Here is a 17,877-nt window from a genome sequence, read left to right on the forward strand (position 1 = left end):
GGGGGCGTAAGCCTCAAATCGCCCTGCCTTACGGCGTCTTGGGCACTTCTTGGCCTGCGCAGGGCGCTTCTTGGGTTTCGCATTCCCCTGACATGAACGGTTCGTCGCGAGAGTGGCCACCGTCGAGTGATCACTCGCCACGAACCGCACAGGGGGTTCCATGAGATCCAACCGCGCCAAGGCGCGCACTGGAGTGAGCATCGCGGCGACACTGCCGATGCTCGCCGGTGCGCTGGCGCTCGGCATACCCGCGGCGCACGCCGCCGACCACCCGCTCCGTGACCTGCTGGCCGGGACCCGGCCCGCCTGGGCCACGGCCAAGGCCGACAAGGGCGCCACCTCCGACGGCACTCAGTTGTCCGCCCGCGTATACCTCCGGGGCCGCGACGCCACCGGTCTCGCCGCCTACGCGAAGGCCGTGTCCGACCCGGCGTCGGCCTCGTACGGCAAGTACCTGACCGCCAAGAAGGCACAGGCCCGCTTCGGCGCGACCAAGGCCCAGGTGGCCGCGGTGACGTCCTGGCTGACGGCCGCCGGCCTGAAGGTCACGGGCGTCACGCAGCACTACGTCTCCGTGACCGGTGACGTGGCCGCCGCCGAGAAGGCGTTCGGCGCCCAGCTGCACAACTTCGCCAAGGGCGCGCAGACCTACCGCGCCCCGGCGAGCACCGCCTCCGTCCCGGCGAGCCTGGCCGACGCCGTACTGACCGTCACCGGCCTGGACAACGCGCCCCACATGGTCACGCACGACGACCAGCTGCCGCCGCCGGACACCGTGTTCCGCAACGCCGGGCCGTTCTCCTCGTACTACGGCTCGAAGACCGCGACCACGCTCCCGGACGCCTACGGCACGAAGATCCCGTACGCCGTCAAGGGCTACACCGGCAAGCAGCTGCGGGCCGCCTACGGCGCGGGCAAGCGCACCGGCAAGGGCGTCCGGGTCGCCATCACGGACGCGTACGCCTCGCCGACCATCGCCTACGACGCCGCCACCTACGCCAAGCGCAACGGCGACGCGGCGTGGAAGACCGGCCAGCTGCACCAGGTGCTGCCCAAGAAGTACACGAACACCGAGGACTGCTCGGCCTCCGGCTGGTACGGCGAGGAGACCCTGGACGTCGAGGCCGTGCACGCGGTCGCGCCGGCCTCGGACGTCACCTACGTGGGCGCCGCGTCCTGCACCGACGCCGACCTGCTCGACGCGCTCGGCAAGGTCGTCGACAACCACCTGGCCGACATCGTGTCCAACTCCTGGGGCGAGGTCGAGGCCGCGCAGACGCCCGACCTCGCGGCGGCCTACGACCAGGTCTTCCAGCTGGGCGCGGTCGAGGGCATCGGCTTCTACTTCTCCTCCGGCGACGACGGTGACGAGGTCGCGAGCTCCGGGACGAAGCAGGTCGACTCCCCGGCCAACTCGGCGTGGGTCACCGCCGTCGGCGGCACCTCGCTGGCCGTCGGCAAGGACGACCGGTACCTCTGGGAGACCGGCTGGGGCACCGAGAAGGCCAATCTGTCGGCCGACGGCAAGAGCTGGACGGACTTCCCCGGCGCCTTCACCTCCGGCGCGGGCGGCGGCACCAGCAAGACGGTGGCGGAGCCGCCCTACCAGCAGGGTGTCGTACCGGACGGGCTGGCGAAGGCCAACAACGCGGCCGGCAACCGGGTCGTTCCGGACATCGCGGCGATCGCCGACCCGAACACCGGGTTCCTGGTCGGCCAGACGCAGACCCAGCCGGACGGGAAGACGCAGGCGTACAGCGAGTACCGGATCGGCGGCACCTCGCTCGCCGCGCCGACCGTCGCGGCCGTCCAGGCCCTGGCCCAGGAGGCCCGGGGCGGCGAGCCGATCGGCTTCGCCAACCCGGCGATCTACGCCAAGGCCGGCTCGAAGGTCTACCACGACGTCACCGACAACCCGACGGGCTCCGGCCTCGCCGTGGCCCGCGTCGACTTCGTGAACGGCTACGACGCCACCGGCGGTCTGGCCACGTCCGTGCGCAGCCTGGGCAAGGACAGCTCGCTCGCGGCCGTGAAGGGCTACGACGACGTCACCGGCGTGGGCTCGCCCGCGAGCGGCTACGTCGAGTCGTACCGGCGCCGCTGATCTCCGATGGTGCACGGGGTGGTGTGGGGTCACTCACACCACCCCATTGTGTCGCTCTGACGATTACACTGGGCCCGTGCCTCAACTACGTCTCGCCCTGAACCAGATCGATTCGAGCGTCGGCGACCTCGCCGGGAACACCGAGTCGATCGTCCGCTGGACCCGGCACTCCGCCGAGCAGGGAGCGCATCTCGTGGCGTTCCCCGAGATGGTGCTGACCGGGTATCCCGTCGAGGACCTGGCCCTCAGGTCGTCCTTCGTGGAGGCCTCCCGGGCGGCGCTGCGGAGTCTCGCCACCCGTCTGGCCGACGAGGGCTTCGGCGAGCTGCCGGTGATCGTCGGCTATCTCGACCGCAGCGCGACCGCCCAGCCGAAGTACGGCCAGCCGGCCGGCGCGCCGCAGAACGCGGGTGCGGTGCTGTACGGCGGCGAGGTGGTCCTGAACTACGCCAAGCACCACCTGCCGAACTACGGCGTCTTCGACGAGTTCCGCTACTTCGTGCCCGGCGACAGCATGCCGGTCCTGCGCGTGCACGGCGTGGATGTCGCCCTGGCCATCTGCGAGGACCTCTGGCAGGACGGCGGCCGGGTCCCGGCGGCGCGCTCGGCGCGGGCGGGCCTGCTGGTCTCCATCAACGCCTCCCCCTACGAGCGCAACAAGGACGACACGCGCCTGGACCTGGTCCGCAAGCGGGCCCAGGAGGCCGGCTGCACGACCGCGTACCTGGCCATGATCGGCGGCCAGGACGAGCTGGTGTTCGACGGTGACTCGATCGTCGTGGACAAGGACGGCGAGGTCGTGGCGCGGGCGCCGCAGTTCGCCGAGGGCTGCGTGGTCCTGGACCTGGACCTGCCGGAGGCGTCGGAGGACGCGCCCACCGGTGTCGTCGACGACGGTCTGCGCATCGACCGCGTGATCCTCTCGGAGAAGCCGCTCGCCCCCTACGAGCGCGAACTCCCAGGTGGTTACGCGGACCGCCTGGAGGACGACGAGGAGGTCTACTCGGCGCTGGTCGTGGGCCTGCGGGCGTACGTCGCGAAGAACGGCTTCAAGTCGGTCCTGATCGGCATGTCGGGCGGCATCGACTCGGCGCTGGTCGCGGCGATCGCGTGCGACGCGGTGGGCGCGCAGAACGTGTACGGCGTGTCGATGCCGTCGAAGTACTCCTCGGACCACTCCAAGGACGACGCGGCGGAGATGGCCCACCGCACGGGCCTGAACTACCGGACCGTGGCCATCGAGCCGATGTTCGACGCGTACATGGGTTCGCTGGGCCTGACGGGCCTTGCGGAGGAGAACCTCCAGTCGCGCCTGCGCGGCACGCTCCTCATGGCCATCTCCAACCAGGAGGGCCACATCGTCCTGGCCCCCGGCAACAAGTCGGAGCTGGCGGTGGGCTACTCGACGCTCTACGGCGACTCCGTCGGGGCGTACGGTCCCATCAAGGACGTGTACAAGACGTCGGTCTTCCGCCTGGCCGAGTGGCGCAACAGGGCCGCCCGGGAGCGCGGCCAGACCCCGCCGATCCCCGAGAACTCCATTACCAAGCCCCCGAGCGCGGAACTCCGCCCGGGCCAGGTCGACACGGACTCGCTCCCCGACTACCCGGTGCTGGACGCGATCCTCGACCTGTACGTCGACCACGACAAGGGCGCGGACGAGATCGTGGCGGCCGGCTACGACCGGGAGCTCGTCACGAAGACGCTGCGCATGGTCGACACGGCGGAGTACAAGCGACGCCAGTACCCGCCGGGCACGAAGATCTCGGCGAAGGGCTTCGGGAAGGACCGCCGGCTGCCTATCACCAATGGGTGGCGGGAGTCGGTCTGAGGGCGCGACTTCCAGCAGCCCGCCTCTTCTAGCAGCCCGCCTCGACGCCGCTGTTCACGAACGAGTCGACGCCGATCGAGTAGCCGGCCCCGGTCGTGAGATCGGGGCGGCTACCGTGGCCCTCCTCCGCGAGGCCCTCGGCGGTGAGGAAGTCGATCCGCAGGGACTTCCTCTCCTTTGCGAAGCACAGGTCATCGGGCGAGGCGTCACGGGCCGGCGGAGTCCATCCGTCTCGTTCCGCCGCCGCCCGGTAGTGTGCGGCGACTTCGGCCCGCGTGCCGGGAAAGGCGTAGGTCCGGTTGGCGTACACCGAGACGTCGCCGCTGTCCGCCCAGCAGCCGGCGTCGACCTCCTCGAAGCCCCGCGCGACGGTCGCCCCGGCGGGCCGGGAGTCGAGGATGCCGAGCGCGGCCAGCTCCTTCACGCGGTCGTCGGTCCCCCCGCAGTCCCTGGCGAGTTCCTGCAGCGCGCAGCCGGTGAGCGCCCCGGCGGCGAGCACGATCGACAGGAGCAGGGGTATGGGGCGGGTGGTGCCTGTCCGTAAAGGCATGCGGGCTCCGGGATCAGGGTCAGAGGCAGGGCGGGGCCGTCATCCTCGCATCGCTCCTGGCGTAAGGCGTGACACCTTGACGATCCTCCTAAGGCCCCACAGGCCCCACAGTGTCGCCAGCTCCCCGTCTCCGCGCCCGATAAGCCGCCGCCTTGACGCGATTCCCGCACTCCTCCATCCCGCACCAAGCGCGCCGCGCACCCCGTGAGCGGTCGAGGTAGACGCGGGTGCAGCCCGGGCGGCCGCACTCCTTGAGGCAGGCGTGGGGGTCGGCCAGCAAGGTGATACCGCTCCGGGCCAGTTGGGACAGTGTCGCGGGGAGGTCCCCGGAGGTGTGCAGGCCCGCGTCGCCGAGCTCGATCACGCACGGCGGCCCGGCAGCCGTGCCGTTGACGAGGTCGAGACTGCCCGGATCGAAGGGGCGGTCGAGCACGCGGTCGAGGGCCAGTCGGTGGAGCGCCTCTCGCAGGGACAGCGCCGACGCGAAGGTCTGCCCGTCGGCGGTGACTCGGTCGGGCAGCCCGTCACACGCGGCCACCCACCGTTCGAGATCCGCGGGCGCGGTCAGGAGGTCGACGGGCTCGTCCCGGCGGCTCAGCACGGTGCCGGTCAGGTCGAGGGCCGGGTCGCCGCTCACGAAGGTGAAATCCACGTCACCATCTTGACCGGTGACAAGCCGGATGGGCAATATCGTCACCAGTTGAAGTGGTGACGGCAGGCTGAGGGCAGGAGGTCGTATGAGAGGGATCCGCGACATCGAGGTCGTCGTCTTCGATGTCCTCGGAACACTCGTCGATGAATCCAGCGGGCTCAGGGCAGCGATGCGCGAAGCGGCCCCCGCATCCGACGAGGCGGCCGTCGACGAATGGGTCAGCCTGTGGCAGCAGCACGGCGAGCGTGAGCAGCGGCGCATCCAGCAGGGGCACCGCCCGTACGCCAACACCGAGATCATCGACGCGGAGGCTGCCCGTCACATCGCCGAGCGGGCCGGGATCACCGATCCGGCTGCCGTCGCCCGGCTGGCCACGGCGGGACAGCGCCTGCCCCCGTGGGACGACTCCGTCGCCGGGCTGGAGCAACTCGCGCGGCGGTTCCCCGTGGTCGGGCTCTCCAACGCCAGCCGCACCGCCCTGCCGCGACTCAACGCGCATGCGGGGCTGCGCTGGCATCAGGCCCTGTCCGCCGAGACAGTCCACGCCTACAAGCCCGCACCGGAGGTCTACCGGCTCGCCGTCGACACCGCCGGATGCCCACCGGAGCGCGTCCTCATGGTGGCCACGCACGCCTGGGACCTTCGCGGAGCGCAGGCGGCGGGCATGCGGACCGCCTACGTCCGTCGACCGGCAGGGGATCCGCCGACCAGCTCCGACGCCTTCGACGGGCGGTTCGAGGGACTCGATCAACTGGCCGACGCGCTGACAGCGGGTCAGGTAGCGTCAGGCCCACCGTGAAGGGGGGCCCGATCGTGGCAGGGCGTGAGGTTCCGGGCCGGGTGGTTCTCGCGGAGCGTCTCGCCGCCGAGGCCGGGTTCGAGAAGAGCTGCATTCCCGAGGTGGGCAGGCTGCTCCGTATGGTCGCCGCCTCGAAACCGCACGGGGTCGTCGCCGAGAGCGGCACCGGCTCGGGCGTGGGAACCGCCTGGCTGCACAGTGGGCTCGGGGCCGATGCCCGTCTCGTCACCGTGGAGCGTGACGAGGAGCTGGCCCGTCGAGCTGCCGGTGTCTTCACGGGCGACGACCGTGTGAGTGTGCTGGCCGGGGACTGGCGGCTGCTCGAAGAGCACGCCCCGTTCGACGTCTTCTTCTGCGACGGCGGGGGCAAGCGGGACGATCCCGGGCGGGTCGTCGAATTGCTCGCTCCCGGTGGGATTCTCGTCCTGGACGACTTCACCCCGTCGGCCGACTGGCCGCCCGGGTTCGAGGGTCAGGTGGACGAGCTGCGGCTGTTCTACCTCACTCATCCGGGCCTCGACGCCACCGAGGTCCTCACCACGCCCACCAGTTCGGCGGTGGTCGCGGCGCGGCGCCAGACCCCCCGATGAGCCGCCAGACCCCCCGATGAACAGAGCGGCAGCCCGTGGGACCGACCCACGGACTGCCGCCCGAGTCACCGCGCCGGCGTACCGGCAACGATCAGTGGTGCACCGTTTCCGCCTCCTGCGGGACGTGGCTCGCCACGATCCGCTCGCGTCCGGCGGCGGGCGCCCGGCGCCGGTCCACCGTGTACGCCAGCGCCGCCACGGCCAGGCCGAGGACGGCCAGGGCCGCGCCCGCCAGGGCCGGGGAGGTGACCCCGAAGCCCGCGGCCAGGGCGAGGCCGCCGATCCAGGCGCCGCCCGCGTTGGCCAGGTTGAAGGCGGCCTGGTTGGCGGAGGAGGCCAGGGACGGGGCCGAGGCGGCCTTCTCCATGACCATCAGCTGGAGCGGGGAGCCGGTGGCGAAGGCCGCCATGCCGAGCAGGATCACGGCGACGGCCGCGGTCAGCTCGGTCCGCATCAGCAGCGGGAAGAGCGCCAGCACCACCACGAGGGACGCCAGGCCGCCGAACAGCGTGCCCCGCAGGGAGTGGTCGGCCAGCCGGCCGCCGAGCAGGTTGCCGGCGGTCGCGCCGACGCCGAACAGCGCCAGCAGCAGGGTGACGCTGGCACCGGCGTAGCCGGCGGCGTCCGTGAGCATCGGCGTGATGTAGCTGTACGCCGAGAAGAGGGCGCCGAAGCCGGCGACCGTCGTGCCGAGCGACAGCCAGACCGGGAGGGAGCGCAGGGCGGCGAGTTCGCCGCGCAGGCCCTGTGCGGTGGTGTGCTCGTGGTCGTGCGGGATCAGGAACGCGAGCGCGGCGATCGCCGCCAGGCCGATGGCGCTGACGCCGAGGAAGGTCGCCCTCCAGCCGAGGTTCTGGCCCATGAGGGTCGCCACGGGCACACCCGCGACGTTCGCGACCGTCAGGCCGAGGAACATCAGGGAGACCGAGCGCGCCTTGCGCTCCGGGGCGACCATGTTGGTCGCGACGACGGCGCCCACACCGAAGAAGGCGCCGTGCGGCAGGCCGCTCAGGAAGCGGGCCGCCAGCAGCCAGCCGTTGTCGGGCGCCAGGGCCGACAGGGCGTTGCCCGCGACGAACAGTCCCATCAGGCTGATCAGGACCGTGCGGCGGGACATCCGGGCCGTGACCGCGGCCAGCAGGGGGGCGCCGATGACGACGCCCAGCGCGTACGCCGACACCAGATGGCCGGCGCTGGGTATCGAGATGTGCAGGTCGTCCGCGACATCGGGCAGCAGCCCCATCATCACGAACTCGGTGGTACCGATGCCGAAGGCGCCCACGGCGAGGGCGAGCAGGGCCAGGGGCATGAGGAAGCCTTTCGAGTCTTGCTGGGGATCCGTACTTTCGTATGTTCAAGTACGGAACAAAGTCTCTCAGGCCTGCTATTCCGCCTACGGCCCTACTCAGCCGTCTGTGGCGACCTTCACACGGGCAGCGATCGGCAGATGGTCACTGCCCGTCTCCGGCAGGGTCCAGGAGCTCTCCGGATCCATGCCCCTGACCATGATCTGGTCGATGCGCGCCATCGGGAACGACGCCGGCCAGCTGAACCCGAAGCCGTTGCCGGCCGCGCCCTGCGTGGAGCGCATCTGGGAGGTGACGGCGTTGAGCGCGCGGTCGTTCATGGTGCCGTTCAGGTCGCCGAGGAGCACGACGTTCCGCAGCGGCTCGTGGGAGATGGCCTCGCCCAGGAACTCCGCGCTCCGGTCGCGCTGCCGGGCCGTGAAGCCGGCCTCCACCTTCACGCGCACCGACGGCAGGTGGGCGACGTAGACCGCGACCTGCCCGGCCGGGGCGGTCACGGTGGCGCGCATCGCCCGGGTCCAGCCCATGTCGATGTCGACGGCCCGCACACCGGTCAGCGGGTACTTGCTCCACACCCCGACCGTGCCCTCCACCGAGTGGTAGCGGTAGGTCGACGCCAGCGCCTTCTCGTACGTCGGGACGGCGGAGGCCGTCAGTTCCTCCAGGGCCAGTACGTCCGCGCCGGAGGCAGCCACGTTACGGGCGGTGCCGGCCGGGTCCGGGTTGTCGGCGTTGACGTTGTGCGTGGCCACGGTGAGGTCGCCGCCGGTGACGGTCTTGTCGCTGAGCTGGCCGCCGAAGAGGTTCAGCCAGACCAGCGACGGCAGCAGCAGCGCGATCAGCGCGGTCGCCGACTTGCGGATGACGGCGAGCAGGAGCAGCACCGGGACGAGGAGCCCCAGCCAGGGCAGGAACGTCTCGATGAGGCTGCCCAGATTGCCGATGGTGTTGGGGATGTGCGAGTGCACCAGCATGACCACGGCCAGCAGCACCGCGCAGAGGGCCACGAACAGACCGCGCCGCCACATCCTCGGGTCGCCCCGCCGGCCGCCGGTCATACGGTCGAACAGGCGGCGAAGCCGGTTTCCCCGGCGCTCGGGTCCCGAGCCGCCGTTGTCCGTCTCCGTCATGTACGCCTGCTGCGCCATACCGTCGCCTCACTGCCTGCCGTGCACACCATCGCCCCCGTGTCATTACGACCCTAGGGGATGATCCGTTCCGTTCCCGCCGTCCGTCGACGGCCGTACGGGGGCGAGGACGAACGAGTCCGCGCGGTGAGTTCCGGTCACCGCCTGTGAAAGCGCCCTCTGTGACGAAACGCGCACACTAGGAGGGCCGCGGGACCGAACTGACGGACGGTGAGCCGCCGGGACGCAGCCCTTCGAGCAGCGTGTCGACGACCTGTTCGGCGAGGCCCTCCGGCAGGTCGGCGTCCGGGTGCAGGACGGCGCGCAGGAGCAGCGGGCCGACGAACAGGTCGTTGAGCAGGTCGAGGTCGATGTCCGTGCGCAGTTCGCCGTTCTCCTGGCCGCGGCGCAGGACCTCGAGACCGCGCCGACGGCGCGGCTCGATGACGGTGGCGTGGTACGCCGCCCAGATCTTCGGGCTGCTCTTCATCTGAGCCTGCGCGTTGTGCAGGATCGCCGACGAGCGGCTGGCCAGGCCCCGCCGCCGCACCTGTTCCAGCAGGACCACGAGGTCGTCGCGCATGGAGGTGCCGGGGAGCGGCGGGTCGGGGAGTTCGGCGGCGCGCAGGACGTCGACGAAGAGTTCCTCCTTGCCGCTCCAGCGGCGGTAGATGGTGGCCTTGCCGACGCCGGCGGTGCGGGCGACGCGCTCGATGGACAGCTCCGCGAGGGGCACGCCCTCCTCAAGGAGCCTCATCACGCCCTCGATGATGGCGCGTTCGACGGCCTCGCTTCTGGGGCGGCCCCTCGGAGGGCCGTCGTTCGGGGGGTGCCGTTCGGCGAGGCTCACGTCGCTCCGTCCTTTGCTGGCTGGGGAGATGCATTGTCGCGCAGGGTCACGACCGCGCGTCCGACAACTCCTTCTCCTCCTCCTGCTCGGGTGCCGAGGGCTTCCCGGGCAGGAACAGCGCCACGACGACCGTGCCGATCAGGGCGACGCCCGCGCCCCACAGGGCGGTGATGTGCATCGCGTGGAGGAAGGCGTCGTAGGCGGGGGTGACGAGGGCCTTGCCCTCGGGGCCGAGCTTGGCCGCGACGCCGAGCGTGGCCTCGATGGACTCGCCCGCGGTGTGGCGGAGGGCGGGCGGCAGCACTCCGAGCCTGTCGTCGATGCCGGTGCGGTAAGCCGTGGACAGCACCGAGCCGAGGACGGCGATGCCGAGGGCGCCGCCGAGCTGCCGGAAGGTGTTGCTGAGCGCGGAGGCCGAACCGGCCTTCTCGCGGGGCAGGGCCTGCATGATGACGACGCTGACCGGGGTCATGATGTGCGCCATGCCGGTGCCCATCAGGAAGAAGATGACTTCCAGGATCCAGATGGGCGTGTCCGCGTCCAGGGTGGCGAAGGCGGCCAGCATCGCGGCGATGACCAGCATTCCGGCGGTCGTGGTGGCCTTGTTGCCGAAGCGGTCGACCAGCAGCCGGGCCCGTGGCGCGAAGATCATCTGGGCGGCGGCCAGCGGCAGCATCAGCAGGCCGGTCTGCAGCGGCGAGTAGCCGCGCACGCTCTGGGTGTAGAAGACCGAGAAGAAGGTCACGCCCATCAGGGCGAAGAACACCAGCGCGATGGCGGCGATGGCGGCCGAGAAGACCTTGTTCTTGAAGTACGTGACGTCGATGGACGGATGGTCGCTGCGCTTCTCGAACACCACGAAGGCGACGAGCACGGCGAGACCGGCGCCGATCGTCGACAGCACGGTGGCGTCGGTGAAGTCGGCGAGCTGGCCGCCCTTGATGATGCCGTAGACGAGCAGGACCAGGCCGACGACGGAGAGCACGACGCCGACGGGGTCGACACGGCCCGGCTTCGGGTCGCGGGAGTCGGGCACCAGCCACAGCATCAGCGCGAGGGCGAGCAGCACGATCGGCACGTTGATGAGGAAGACCGAGCCCCACCAGAAGTGGTCGAGGAGCACGCCGCCGGTGATGGGCCCGATGGCGATGGCGAGGCCGACACCGCCGGCCCAGATGCCGATGGCCTTCGGCTGCTCCTCGCGCTCGAAGACGTTCATGAGGACCGCGAGGGTGGCGGGCATGACGAACGCGGCGCCCAGGCCCATCACGGCCCGGAAGCCGATCAGCTCCCCCGGCGAGCCGGAGAACGCCGCGAGCGCGGAGCCGATGCCGAAGACGGCGAGGCCGCCGAGCAGCACCTTCTTGCGGCCGAGCCGGTCGCCGAGCAGCCCGGCGGTGAACAGCAGGCCCGCGAAGACGAGGGTGTAGGCGTTGATCGCCCACTCCAGCTCGCTCTGCGTGGCACCCAGGCCGGTCGGGGCCGGGGTGGAGATCGTCTTGATGGCGACGTTCAGGATCGAGTTGTCGAGGACGACGATCAGCAGGCTGAGCATCAGCACACCGAGGATCGCCCAGCGGCGCCGGTGCACCGCTTCCGGTATCCGGGGGCCGGTGGGGGCGGCGCGGTCGGCAGGAGTAGTCATGCCGTCGAGCGTAGAACCATTTCGATACGAGACCGTCTCGTATTGGAATACCCTTACCGAGCTCTTACTCGCACGGCCGCTTTCGGGGCGCCGGGCGGAACTCACAGGGCCTCCCCTAGCCCTGACTGGCACGAGGTGCCACCATGGACGTGGTCCGGGGACGCCGTCAGGGCGCCTCGAGATGACGTGTGAGGAGCCGTGCAATGACGCAGCTTTCGGCTGCCCAGAGCGCCAAGACGCTGTACGGGGGCAAGGGCACCCGCCGTATCACCGTGCGCGACATCGCCGCCGCCAAGGAGCGGGGCGAGAAGTGGCCCATGCTCACCGCCTACGACGCGATGACCGCGTCCGTCTTCGACGAGGCCGGCATCCCGGTCATGCTCGTCGGCGACTCGGCGGGCAACTGCCACCTGGGGTACGAGTCGACCGTGCCCGTCACCCTCGACGAGATGACCATGCTGTCGGCGGCGGTCGTACGGGGCACCTCGCGCGCCCTGATCGTCGGCGACCTGCCCTTCGGCTCCTACCAGGAGGGTCCCGTGCAGGCGCTGCGCTCGGCGACCCGGCTGGTGAAGGAGGCGGGCGTGCAGGCCGTGAAGCTGGAAGGGGGCGAGCGGTCGCACGAGCAGATCCGGCTGCTCGTCGACTCCGGCATCCCGGTCATGGCGCACATCGGCCTGACCCCGCAGTCCGTCAACGCGATGGGCTACCGCGTGCAGGGGCGGGGCGAGGAGGCGGCCCAGCAGTTGCTGCGGGACGCGAAGGCCGTGCAGGACGCGGGCGCGTTCGCGGTGGTGCTGGAGCTGGTCCCGGCGGAGCTGGCGGCCGAGGTGACGCGGGTGCTGCAGATTCCGACGGTGGGGATCGGGGCCGGCCCCGAGACCGACGCGCAGGTGCTGGTGTGGACCGACATGCTGGGTCTGACCGGCGGGCGCGTTCCCAAGTTCGTGAAGCAGTACGCCGACCTCCGTGAGGTCATGGGCAGCGCGGTGAAGGCGTTCGCCGAGGACGTCGTCGGCGGAACGTTCCCGCAGGAGGAGCACTCCGTCCACTAGAGCCACAGCGGTACCACGGACGGCCCGCCGACCTTCCCCCAGTCGGCGGGCCGTACCCGTGTCGGGGCCCCGACACCGGTCTGTCGGTTGCTTGTCGGTGGTTTGTCGGTGGGCCCTGAGACCGTCTGTCTCATGACGCGAATCGACACACACGCCGGCGGCGCCGCGGTCACCGTGCGGGGGCTGGTGAAGCACTACGGAGAGACCAAGGCACTGGACGGGGTCGACCTGGACGTGCGGGAGGGCACCGTCATGGGGGTGCTCGGCCCGAACGGGGCCGGGAAGACGACCCTGGTGCGGATCCTGTCCACGCTGCTGGCCCCCGACACGGGCCGGGCCACCGTCGTCGGCTACGACGTCGTACGGCAGCCCCGGCAGCTGCGCCGGGTGATCGGGCTCACCGGGCAGTACGCCTCCGTGGACGAGAAGCTCTCGGGCTGGGAGAACCTGTACATGATCGGGCGGCTGCTCGATCTGCCACGCAAGAGCGCCCGGGGCCGGGCCGACGAACTGCTGGAGCGGTTCTCGCTCACCGAGGCCGCCAAGCGGCCCGCGGCGACGTACTCCGGAGGCATGCGGCGGCGGCTGGACCTGGCCGCTTCGATGATCGGCCGGCCTGCCGTGCTCTTCCTGGACGAGCCCACCACCGGGCTCGACCCGCGCACCCGCAACGAGGTGTGGGACGAGGTCAAGCGCATGGTCGGCGACGGCGTCACCGTGCTGCTCACCACCCAGTACATGGAGGAGGCCGAGCAGCTCGCCACCGAGCTGACCGTCGTCGACCGCGGACAGGTCATCGCGGGCGGTGCCATCGAGGAGCTGAAGGCGAAGGTCGGCGGCCGTGCGCTGCGGATACGCCCGGCCGATCCGGAGCACCTGCGGCCGCTCGCCGCCGCGCTGGACGAGCTGGGGATCACCGGGCTCGCCACCACGACCGTGGACACCGACCGGGGCGACGTCCTCGTGCCGATCCTCAGCGACGAGCAGCTGACCGCCGTGGTCGGCGCCGTCACCTCGCGCGGCATCACGCTCTCCTCCATCACCACCGAACTGCCCAGCCTGGACGAGGTGTTCCTGTCCCTCACCGGCCACCGCGCCAGTGCCCCGCAGGACACCGTGCCCGCCGACGACCGTCAGGAGGTCGCCGTATGAGCGCCGCCACCGCACCCCTCCACGAAGGCGAGGCGGACGCCCGGATCTCGCCGCGCGCGCATCTGCGCCACACGGGGGCCCTGGTACGCCGCAATCTGCTGTGGATCCGCAAGGACCCGGAGTCGATGGCCGACGCCCTGCTGATGCCGGTCATCTTCACCCTGCTGTTCGTGTTCGTGTTCGGCGGCTCGATCGGGCAGGCGCTGGGCGGCGGGCAGGACCAGTACGTGCAGTACGTGATCCCCGGCATGATCGCGATGATGAGCATGACGCTGTCCCAGGGCGTCGGCACCGGCTTCAGCCAGGACTTCAACTCCGGTGTCATGGACCGCTTCCGGTCCCTGCCGATCGGGCGGGGCTCGGTGCTCTTCGCGAAGATCTCGGTGGAGCTGCTGCGGATGCTGTTCGCGACCGCCGTGCTGATGATCGTCGCCGTCGCGGTCGGGTTCGAGATCACCAACTGGCTCGGTCTGTTCGCGACCGTGGCCCTGTCCACCGCGTTCGCCTCGTCGATCATGTGGGTGTTCCTCACCCTGGGCGTGATCATGAAGAACGCGCAGTCCGTGCAGGCGATGGGCTTCCTGGTGCTGTTCCCGCTCCAGTTCGGCTCGTCGATCTTCGCGCCGACGACCTCGATGCCGGGCTGGCTGCAGGCCTTCACCGACTACAACCCGCTCTCCACGCTGGCGGACGCCGCGCGCGGTCTGATGGTCGGCGGGCCGGTCGCGCACGATCTGTGGGTGACGCTCGGCTGGTCGGTCGCGATCACGGCGGTGATGGCACCCATCGCGATCCACAAGTTCCGCACCAAGAGCTGACCCCGGGGGGGCGCCTCGTGTCAGACCAGGGCGGTGGCCTCCTCGGGGGAGAGGCCTCCGCCTTCCGCGTACGCGCTCTCGTACGCGGCGTCGCCGAGCACCGCCCGGGCCCGCCGCTCGGCCTGCGCGTGCGCCTCGCGCTCCTGCCGGGCGGCGACGTGGCCGGGCGGCAGCAGGACATGGGCGGCGCCGAGGCAGCGGGCCGCGTCCCGGGCGCGGTGCCCGCCGTCGAGGCCGGCCAGGGAACCGGCGGCGACGGCCAGGTACAGCGAACGCATATGGGGCGCGATGGCCGTCGAGAGCGGGTCGCCGGCCCGCTCCAGAGCCCTGCGGATCCGGTCCAGGCACTCCTCGTGGCGCTCCTCCACGGAGTCCAGCCAGGCCTCCGCGCCCAGGATGAACGCGTCGAAGACGACGAAGTGAGCGATACGGAAGTCCTGGCGCAGCCGCCGCAGGTGCTCACGAGCCTCGGGGACGCGGCCCGTCATGCCGAGCCAGACGGCCAGGAACAGCCGGGCGGCGGGCATGGCCTCGCTGTGCGAGTCCTCGCGCTGTGCGATCACCTCGCGCAGCAGCCGCTCGCCGCGCTCGCCCTCGCCGGCCTCCAGCAGTGTGCTGCCCAGCCGGGCACCGAGGACGGCCGCCTGGGCACGGGCGCCGACGCCTTCCGCGTGCGCGATGGCCGCCTCGTAGTCGGCGGCGGCCAGGTTGTAGTCGCCCCTGCGTTCATGGGCCTCGGCGCGTGCGGAGAGGGCTTCGGCGGTGCCCCAGGCGTCGCCGAGGCTCCGGTAGATCTCCAGCGACTCGTCGGCGTCCCGGGCGGCGTCGCCCGCCCAGTCGGTGCGGTTGGCGAGGAAGTTGGCCCGCATCTGGAGACCGGAGGCCAGCTCCCACTCCAAGCCGGGGGTCTCCCGGCAGGTGCGGATGGCCGCTTCCATGATGACGCGCAGCCGGTCCATGTCGCCGGTCAGCATCACGGCGAAGAACCAGAGCAGGCCGGGGAGCCGGCAGTTCTGCGGGAGGCCGGGCTCGTAGGTCTGGGCGATGGTCCGCAGCTTCCGCTGGGCCTCGGGGCTCTGCCAGGCGTCCAGTTCGGTGTCCATACAGGCGAGATGGGTCAGGTGGACACCCCGCCGGGCCTCCAGAAGGACCTCACCGGTCATCGGGGGCGGTGCGTCGGTGCAGCGCTGCCAGACGGCTACGGCGCGGCGGACGGGCTCGGTGAACGGGTCGGGGCCGAGGGCCATGACCTCGCGGCACCAGTTGCGGGCCTCGATGCGCAGATCGCGCATCTGCCAGTACCAGACGAGGGACAGCGCCAGGCAGAGCGCCTCCTGCTCGTCGCGCAGGGCGACCGCGTGACGCAGGGCGGTGCGCAGGTTCTCGTACTCACGCTCGAGCCGGTGGATGGCGGCGAGCTGGCCGGGGCCGCGCAGCAACGGGTCGGTGATACGGGCGAGTTCGCGGAAGTACGTCAGATGGGCGCGCTCCGCGCCGGCGCGCTGTCCGACCTCGTCGAGCCGCTCGGCGGCGTACTCGGCCACGGTCTCCAGCAGCCGGTAGCGCATCTCGCCGTCGGCCGACTCGCGGGGCGGGGAGGCCACCACCAGGGAGCGGTCGACGAGCGAGCCGAGCGCCTCCAGGGCGACCGGTCCGCACACCGCCTCGGCGGCGGGGAGGTCGCAGCCGCCCGCGAACACCGACAGCCGCCGCAGGACGTCCCGTTCGTCCTCGTCGAGCAGGTCCCAGGACCAGTCGACGACGGCCCTGAGGGTCTGCTGGCGGGGCAGGACGGTGCGGCTGCCGGAGGTGAGCAGGCGGAAGCGGTCGTCGAGCCGGTCGGCGATCTGGCGGGGCGTGAGCATCCGCAGCCGGGCGGCGGCGAGTTCGATGGCCAGGGGCAGGCCGTCGAGGCGCCGGCAGATCTCGGCGCACGCCTCGGGGTCGTCCTGGACGCGGAAGCCGGGCCGGGCCACCGCGCCCCGGTCGGCGAGCAGCCGCAGCGCGACCGGCTCGGGCAGCGGCTCCACGGGCCGCAGCAACTCCCCCGGCACACCCAGGGGTTCACGGCTGGTGGCGAGAACGGTGAGCCCCGGGCAGCGCTCCAGCAGTTCCTCGGCGAGCCGGGCGGCGGCGTCGGCGACGTGCTCGCAGTTGTCGAGGATCAGCAGCATGCCGGGGCGGGAGCAGTGCTCGGCGAGCCGCTCGACGGGGTCGTCGAGCCGGTCGGCGACGGCGGCCCGGATGCCCTCGGCGCCGGCGCCGTACAGCACGGTCTCGCGGGCGCCGACGGCGGTGAGCACGGCCTCCGGTACGGCGGCGGGGTCGTCGACCGGGGCGAGTTCGGCCAGCCAGACGCCGCCGGACATGGCGGGCCGTACGGTCTCGGCGGCCTCCTGCGACAGCCGTGTCTTGCCGGCCCCGCCGGGCCCGAGCAGGGTGACCAGCCGGGCGGTGGTGAGATCGCCGCGGATGGTCTCGATGTCGCTCTCGCGGCCGATGAAGGAGGTGAGCCGGGCCCGCAGGTTGCCGACGGGCTGAGGCTCGGCGGCGGGTGCGGCTGCGGGCTTGTCTCCCAGGCTCAGCAACTCCGCGTGCAGGGAACGCAGTTCGGGCCCCGGGTCGGCCCCCAGCCGGTCGGCGAGCAGCCGCCGGACCTCCTCGTAGGCGTCCAGGGCCTCCGCCGTGCGGCCCGCGTCGCGCAGGGCGCGCAGGCGCAGGGTCTGGAGGGGTTCGTCCAGGGGGTGGCTGTCGCACAGGGCGGTCAGCTCCGGCAGGGACTGCTCGGCCTGGCCGAGGGCCAGGGCGGCGGTGTGGCGGGCGCGCAGGACGTCCAGGCGGCGGGTGTCCCGGCGGGCCGCCTCGGCGGTGCGGTCGGGGAGGTCGGCGAGGGCCGGGCCGCGCCACAGGGCGAGGGCGTCGTCGAGGATCACGGCGGCCTTGGCGGGGTCGCCGTCGGCCAGGGCCCGCAGTCCCTCGCCGGCCAGCCGCTCGAACCGGTGCAGATCGACGTCGTCGGGCGCGGCGGCCAGCCGGTACCCGCCCTCTGCGGAGGCGACCGCGTCCGCCCCGAGCGCCCGCCGCAACCGCCCGACCAGCGCCTGGAGCGCCGCCGGCCCGTCGGCGGGCGGGGCACCGTCCCACACCTCGTCGACGAGCAGCCCCACGGGCACGGTACGGCCGGCCCGCAGAGCGAGCACGGTCAGCAGCGCACGCAACCGCGCCCCGCCCACCGAAACGACCGTGCCGTCGGTGCGGAGCGCCTGCGTGGTGCCGAGGATGCGGTAGCGCACGGGGTCCATTGTCTCCGGTGGTACGAGGACGGGTCACACGGTTTCTACGGCGCGGCGGGCAAGGTCGTCGCTCAGCTGCGGGCATGCGTGCCTCCCTCAGTGCC

The 17,877-nt window shown here is 71.7% G+C and carries 14 protein-coding genes; 7 read left to right on the top strand and 7 right to left on the bottom strand.

What is annotated here, in order from left to right; translation table 11 throughout:
- Positions 1-160: 160 nt before the first annotated feature.
- Both ACFT32_RS41170 and ACFT32_RS41175 read left to right on the top strand, forming a co-directional pair.
- Complete coding sequence (locus ACFT32_RS41170; protein ID WP_382499417.1) at positions 161-2,104, top strand: protease pro-enzyme activation domain-containing protein; 1,944 nt, start codon at positions 161-163, stop codon at positions 2,102-2,104.
- Positions 2,105-2,180: 76 nt separating this feature from the next.
- The gene (locus ACFT32_RS41175) at positions 2,181-3,935 is read left to right on the top strand and encodes an NAD+ synthase (protein ID WP_382499419.1); all 1,755 of its coding nucleotides are present in this window, start codon (positions 2,181-2,183) and stop codon (positions 3,933-3,935) included.
- Positions 3,936-3,963: 28 nt separating this feature from the next.
- Here the strand turns inward: ACFT32_RS41175 and ACFT32_RS41180 are convergent, their stop codons facing one another.
- Positions 3,964-4,485, bottom strand: a complete 522-nt coding sequence (locus ACFT32_RS41180) for a hypothetical protein (protein ID WP_382499421.1) — start codon at positions 4,483-4,485, stop codon at positions 3,964-3,966.
- 88 nt (positions 4,486-4,573) lie between these two features.
- Positions 4,574-5,137, bottom strand: coding sequence for a CGNR zinc finger domain-containing protein (locus tag ACFT32_RS41185; RefSeq protein ID WP_382499423.1), 564 nt, complete (start codon positions 5,135-5,137; stop codon positions 4,574-4,576).
- Positions 5,138-5,222: 85 nt separating this feature from the next.
- Here ACFT32_RS41185 and ACFT32_RS41190 point away from each other — a divergent pair, with 85 nt between their 5' ends.
- On the top strand, positions 5,223-5,936 hold the full coding sequence (locus ACFT32_RS41190) for a haloacid dehalogenase type II (RefSeq protein ID WP_382499425.1): 714 nt from the start codon (positions 5,223-5,225) through the stop codon (positions 5,934-5,936).
- Positions 5,937-5,977: 41 nt separating this feature from the next.
- On the top strand, positions 5,978-6,526 hold the full coding sequence (locus tag ACFT32_RS41195; protein ID WP_382499640.1) for an O-methyltransferase: 549 nt from the start codon (positions 5,978-5,980) through the stop codon (positions 6,524-6,526).
- Between the two features lie 91 nt (positions 6,527-6,617).
- Here ACFT32_RS41195 and ACFT32_RS41200 read toward each other — a convergent pair whose 3' ends face one another.
- From ACFT32_RS41200 to ACFT32_RS41215, 4 genes are all read right to left on the bottom strand, one after another.
- A complete protein-coding gene (locus tag ACFT32_RS41200) occupies positions 6,618-7,835 on the bottom strand; it encodes an MFS transporter (RefSeq protein WP_189724683.1) in 1,218 nt (405 codons plus the stop codon).
- A gap of 96 nt (positions 7,836-7,931) precedes the next feature.
- On the bottom strand, positions 7,932-8,891 hold the full coding sequence (locus tag ACFT32_RS41205; RefSeq protein WP_382499642.1) for an endonuclease/exonuclease/phosphatase family protein: 960 nt from the start codon (positions 8,889-8,891) through the stop codon (positions 7,932-7,934).
- 268 nt (positions 8,892-9,159) lie between these two features.
- On the bottom strand, positions 9,160-9,810 hold the full coding sequence (locus ACFT32_RS41210) for a TetR/AcrR family transcriptional regulator (protein ID WP_382499427.1): 651 nt from the start codon (positions 9,808-9,810) through the stop codon (positions 9,160-9,162).
- Between the two features lie 46 nt (positions 9,811-9,856).
- A complete protein-coding gene (locus ACFT32_RS41215; RefSeq protein ID WP_382499429.1) occupies positions 9,857-11,455 on the bottom strand; it encodes an MFS transporter in 1,599 nt (532 codons plus the stop codon).
- Between the two features lie 203 nt (positions 11,456-11,658).
- Between ACFT32_RS41215 and panB the strand changes: the two genes are divergently transcribed.
- The 3 genes from panB to ACFT32_RS41230 all read left to right on the top strand — a co-directional run bounded on the left by panB (position 11,659) and on the right by ACFT32_RS41230 (position 14,480).
- The gene (gene panB, locus ACFT32_RS41220; RefSeq protein ID WP_382499431.1) at positions 11,659-12,510 is read left to right on the top strand and encodes a 3-methyl-2-oxobutanoate hydroxymethyltransferase; all 852 of its coding nucleotides are present in this window, start codon (positions 11,659-11,661) and stop codon (positions 12,508-12,510) included.
- A 132-nt stretch (positions 12,511-12,642) separates the two neighbouring features.
- Positions 12,643-13,662, top strand: a complete 1,020-nt coding sequence (locus ACFT32_RS41225; RefSeq protein ID WP_382499433.1) for an ATP-binding cassette domain-containing protein — start codon at positions 12,643-12,645, stop codon at positions 13,660-13,662.
- Positions 13,659-14,480 (top strand): ABC transporter permease, encoded by an 822-nt coding sequence (locus ACFT32_RS41230; protein ID WP_382499436.1) that lies wholly within the window; start codon positions 13,659-13,661, stop codon positions 14,478-14,480. Before ACFT32_RS41225 ends, ACFT32_RS41230 begins: the two co-directional genes overlap by 4 nt.
- A gap of 20 nt (positions 14,481-14,500) precedes the next feature.
- Here ACFT32_RS41230 and ACFT32_RS41235 read toward each other — a convergent pair whose 3' ends face one another.
- On the bottom strand, positions 14,501-17,782 hold the full coding sequence (locus ACFT32_RS41235) for a BTAD domain-containing putative transcriptional regulator (protein WP_382499438.1): 3,282 nt from the start codon (positions 17,780-17,782) through the stop codon (positions 14,501-14,503).
- Positions 17,783-17,877: the final 95 nt, after the last annotated feature.

Origin of the sequence: Streptomyces sp. NPDC057002 (assembly GCF_042673825.1) — a bacterium.
GTDB lineage: Bacteria > Actinomycetota > Actinomycetes > Streptomycetales > Streptomycetaceae > Streptomyces.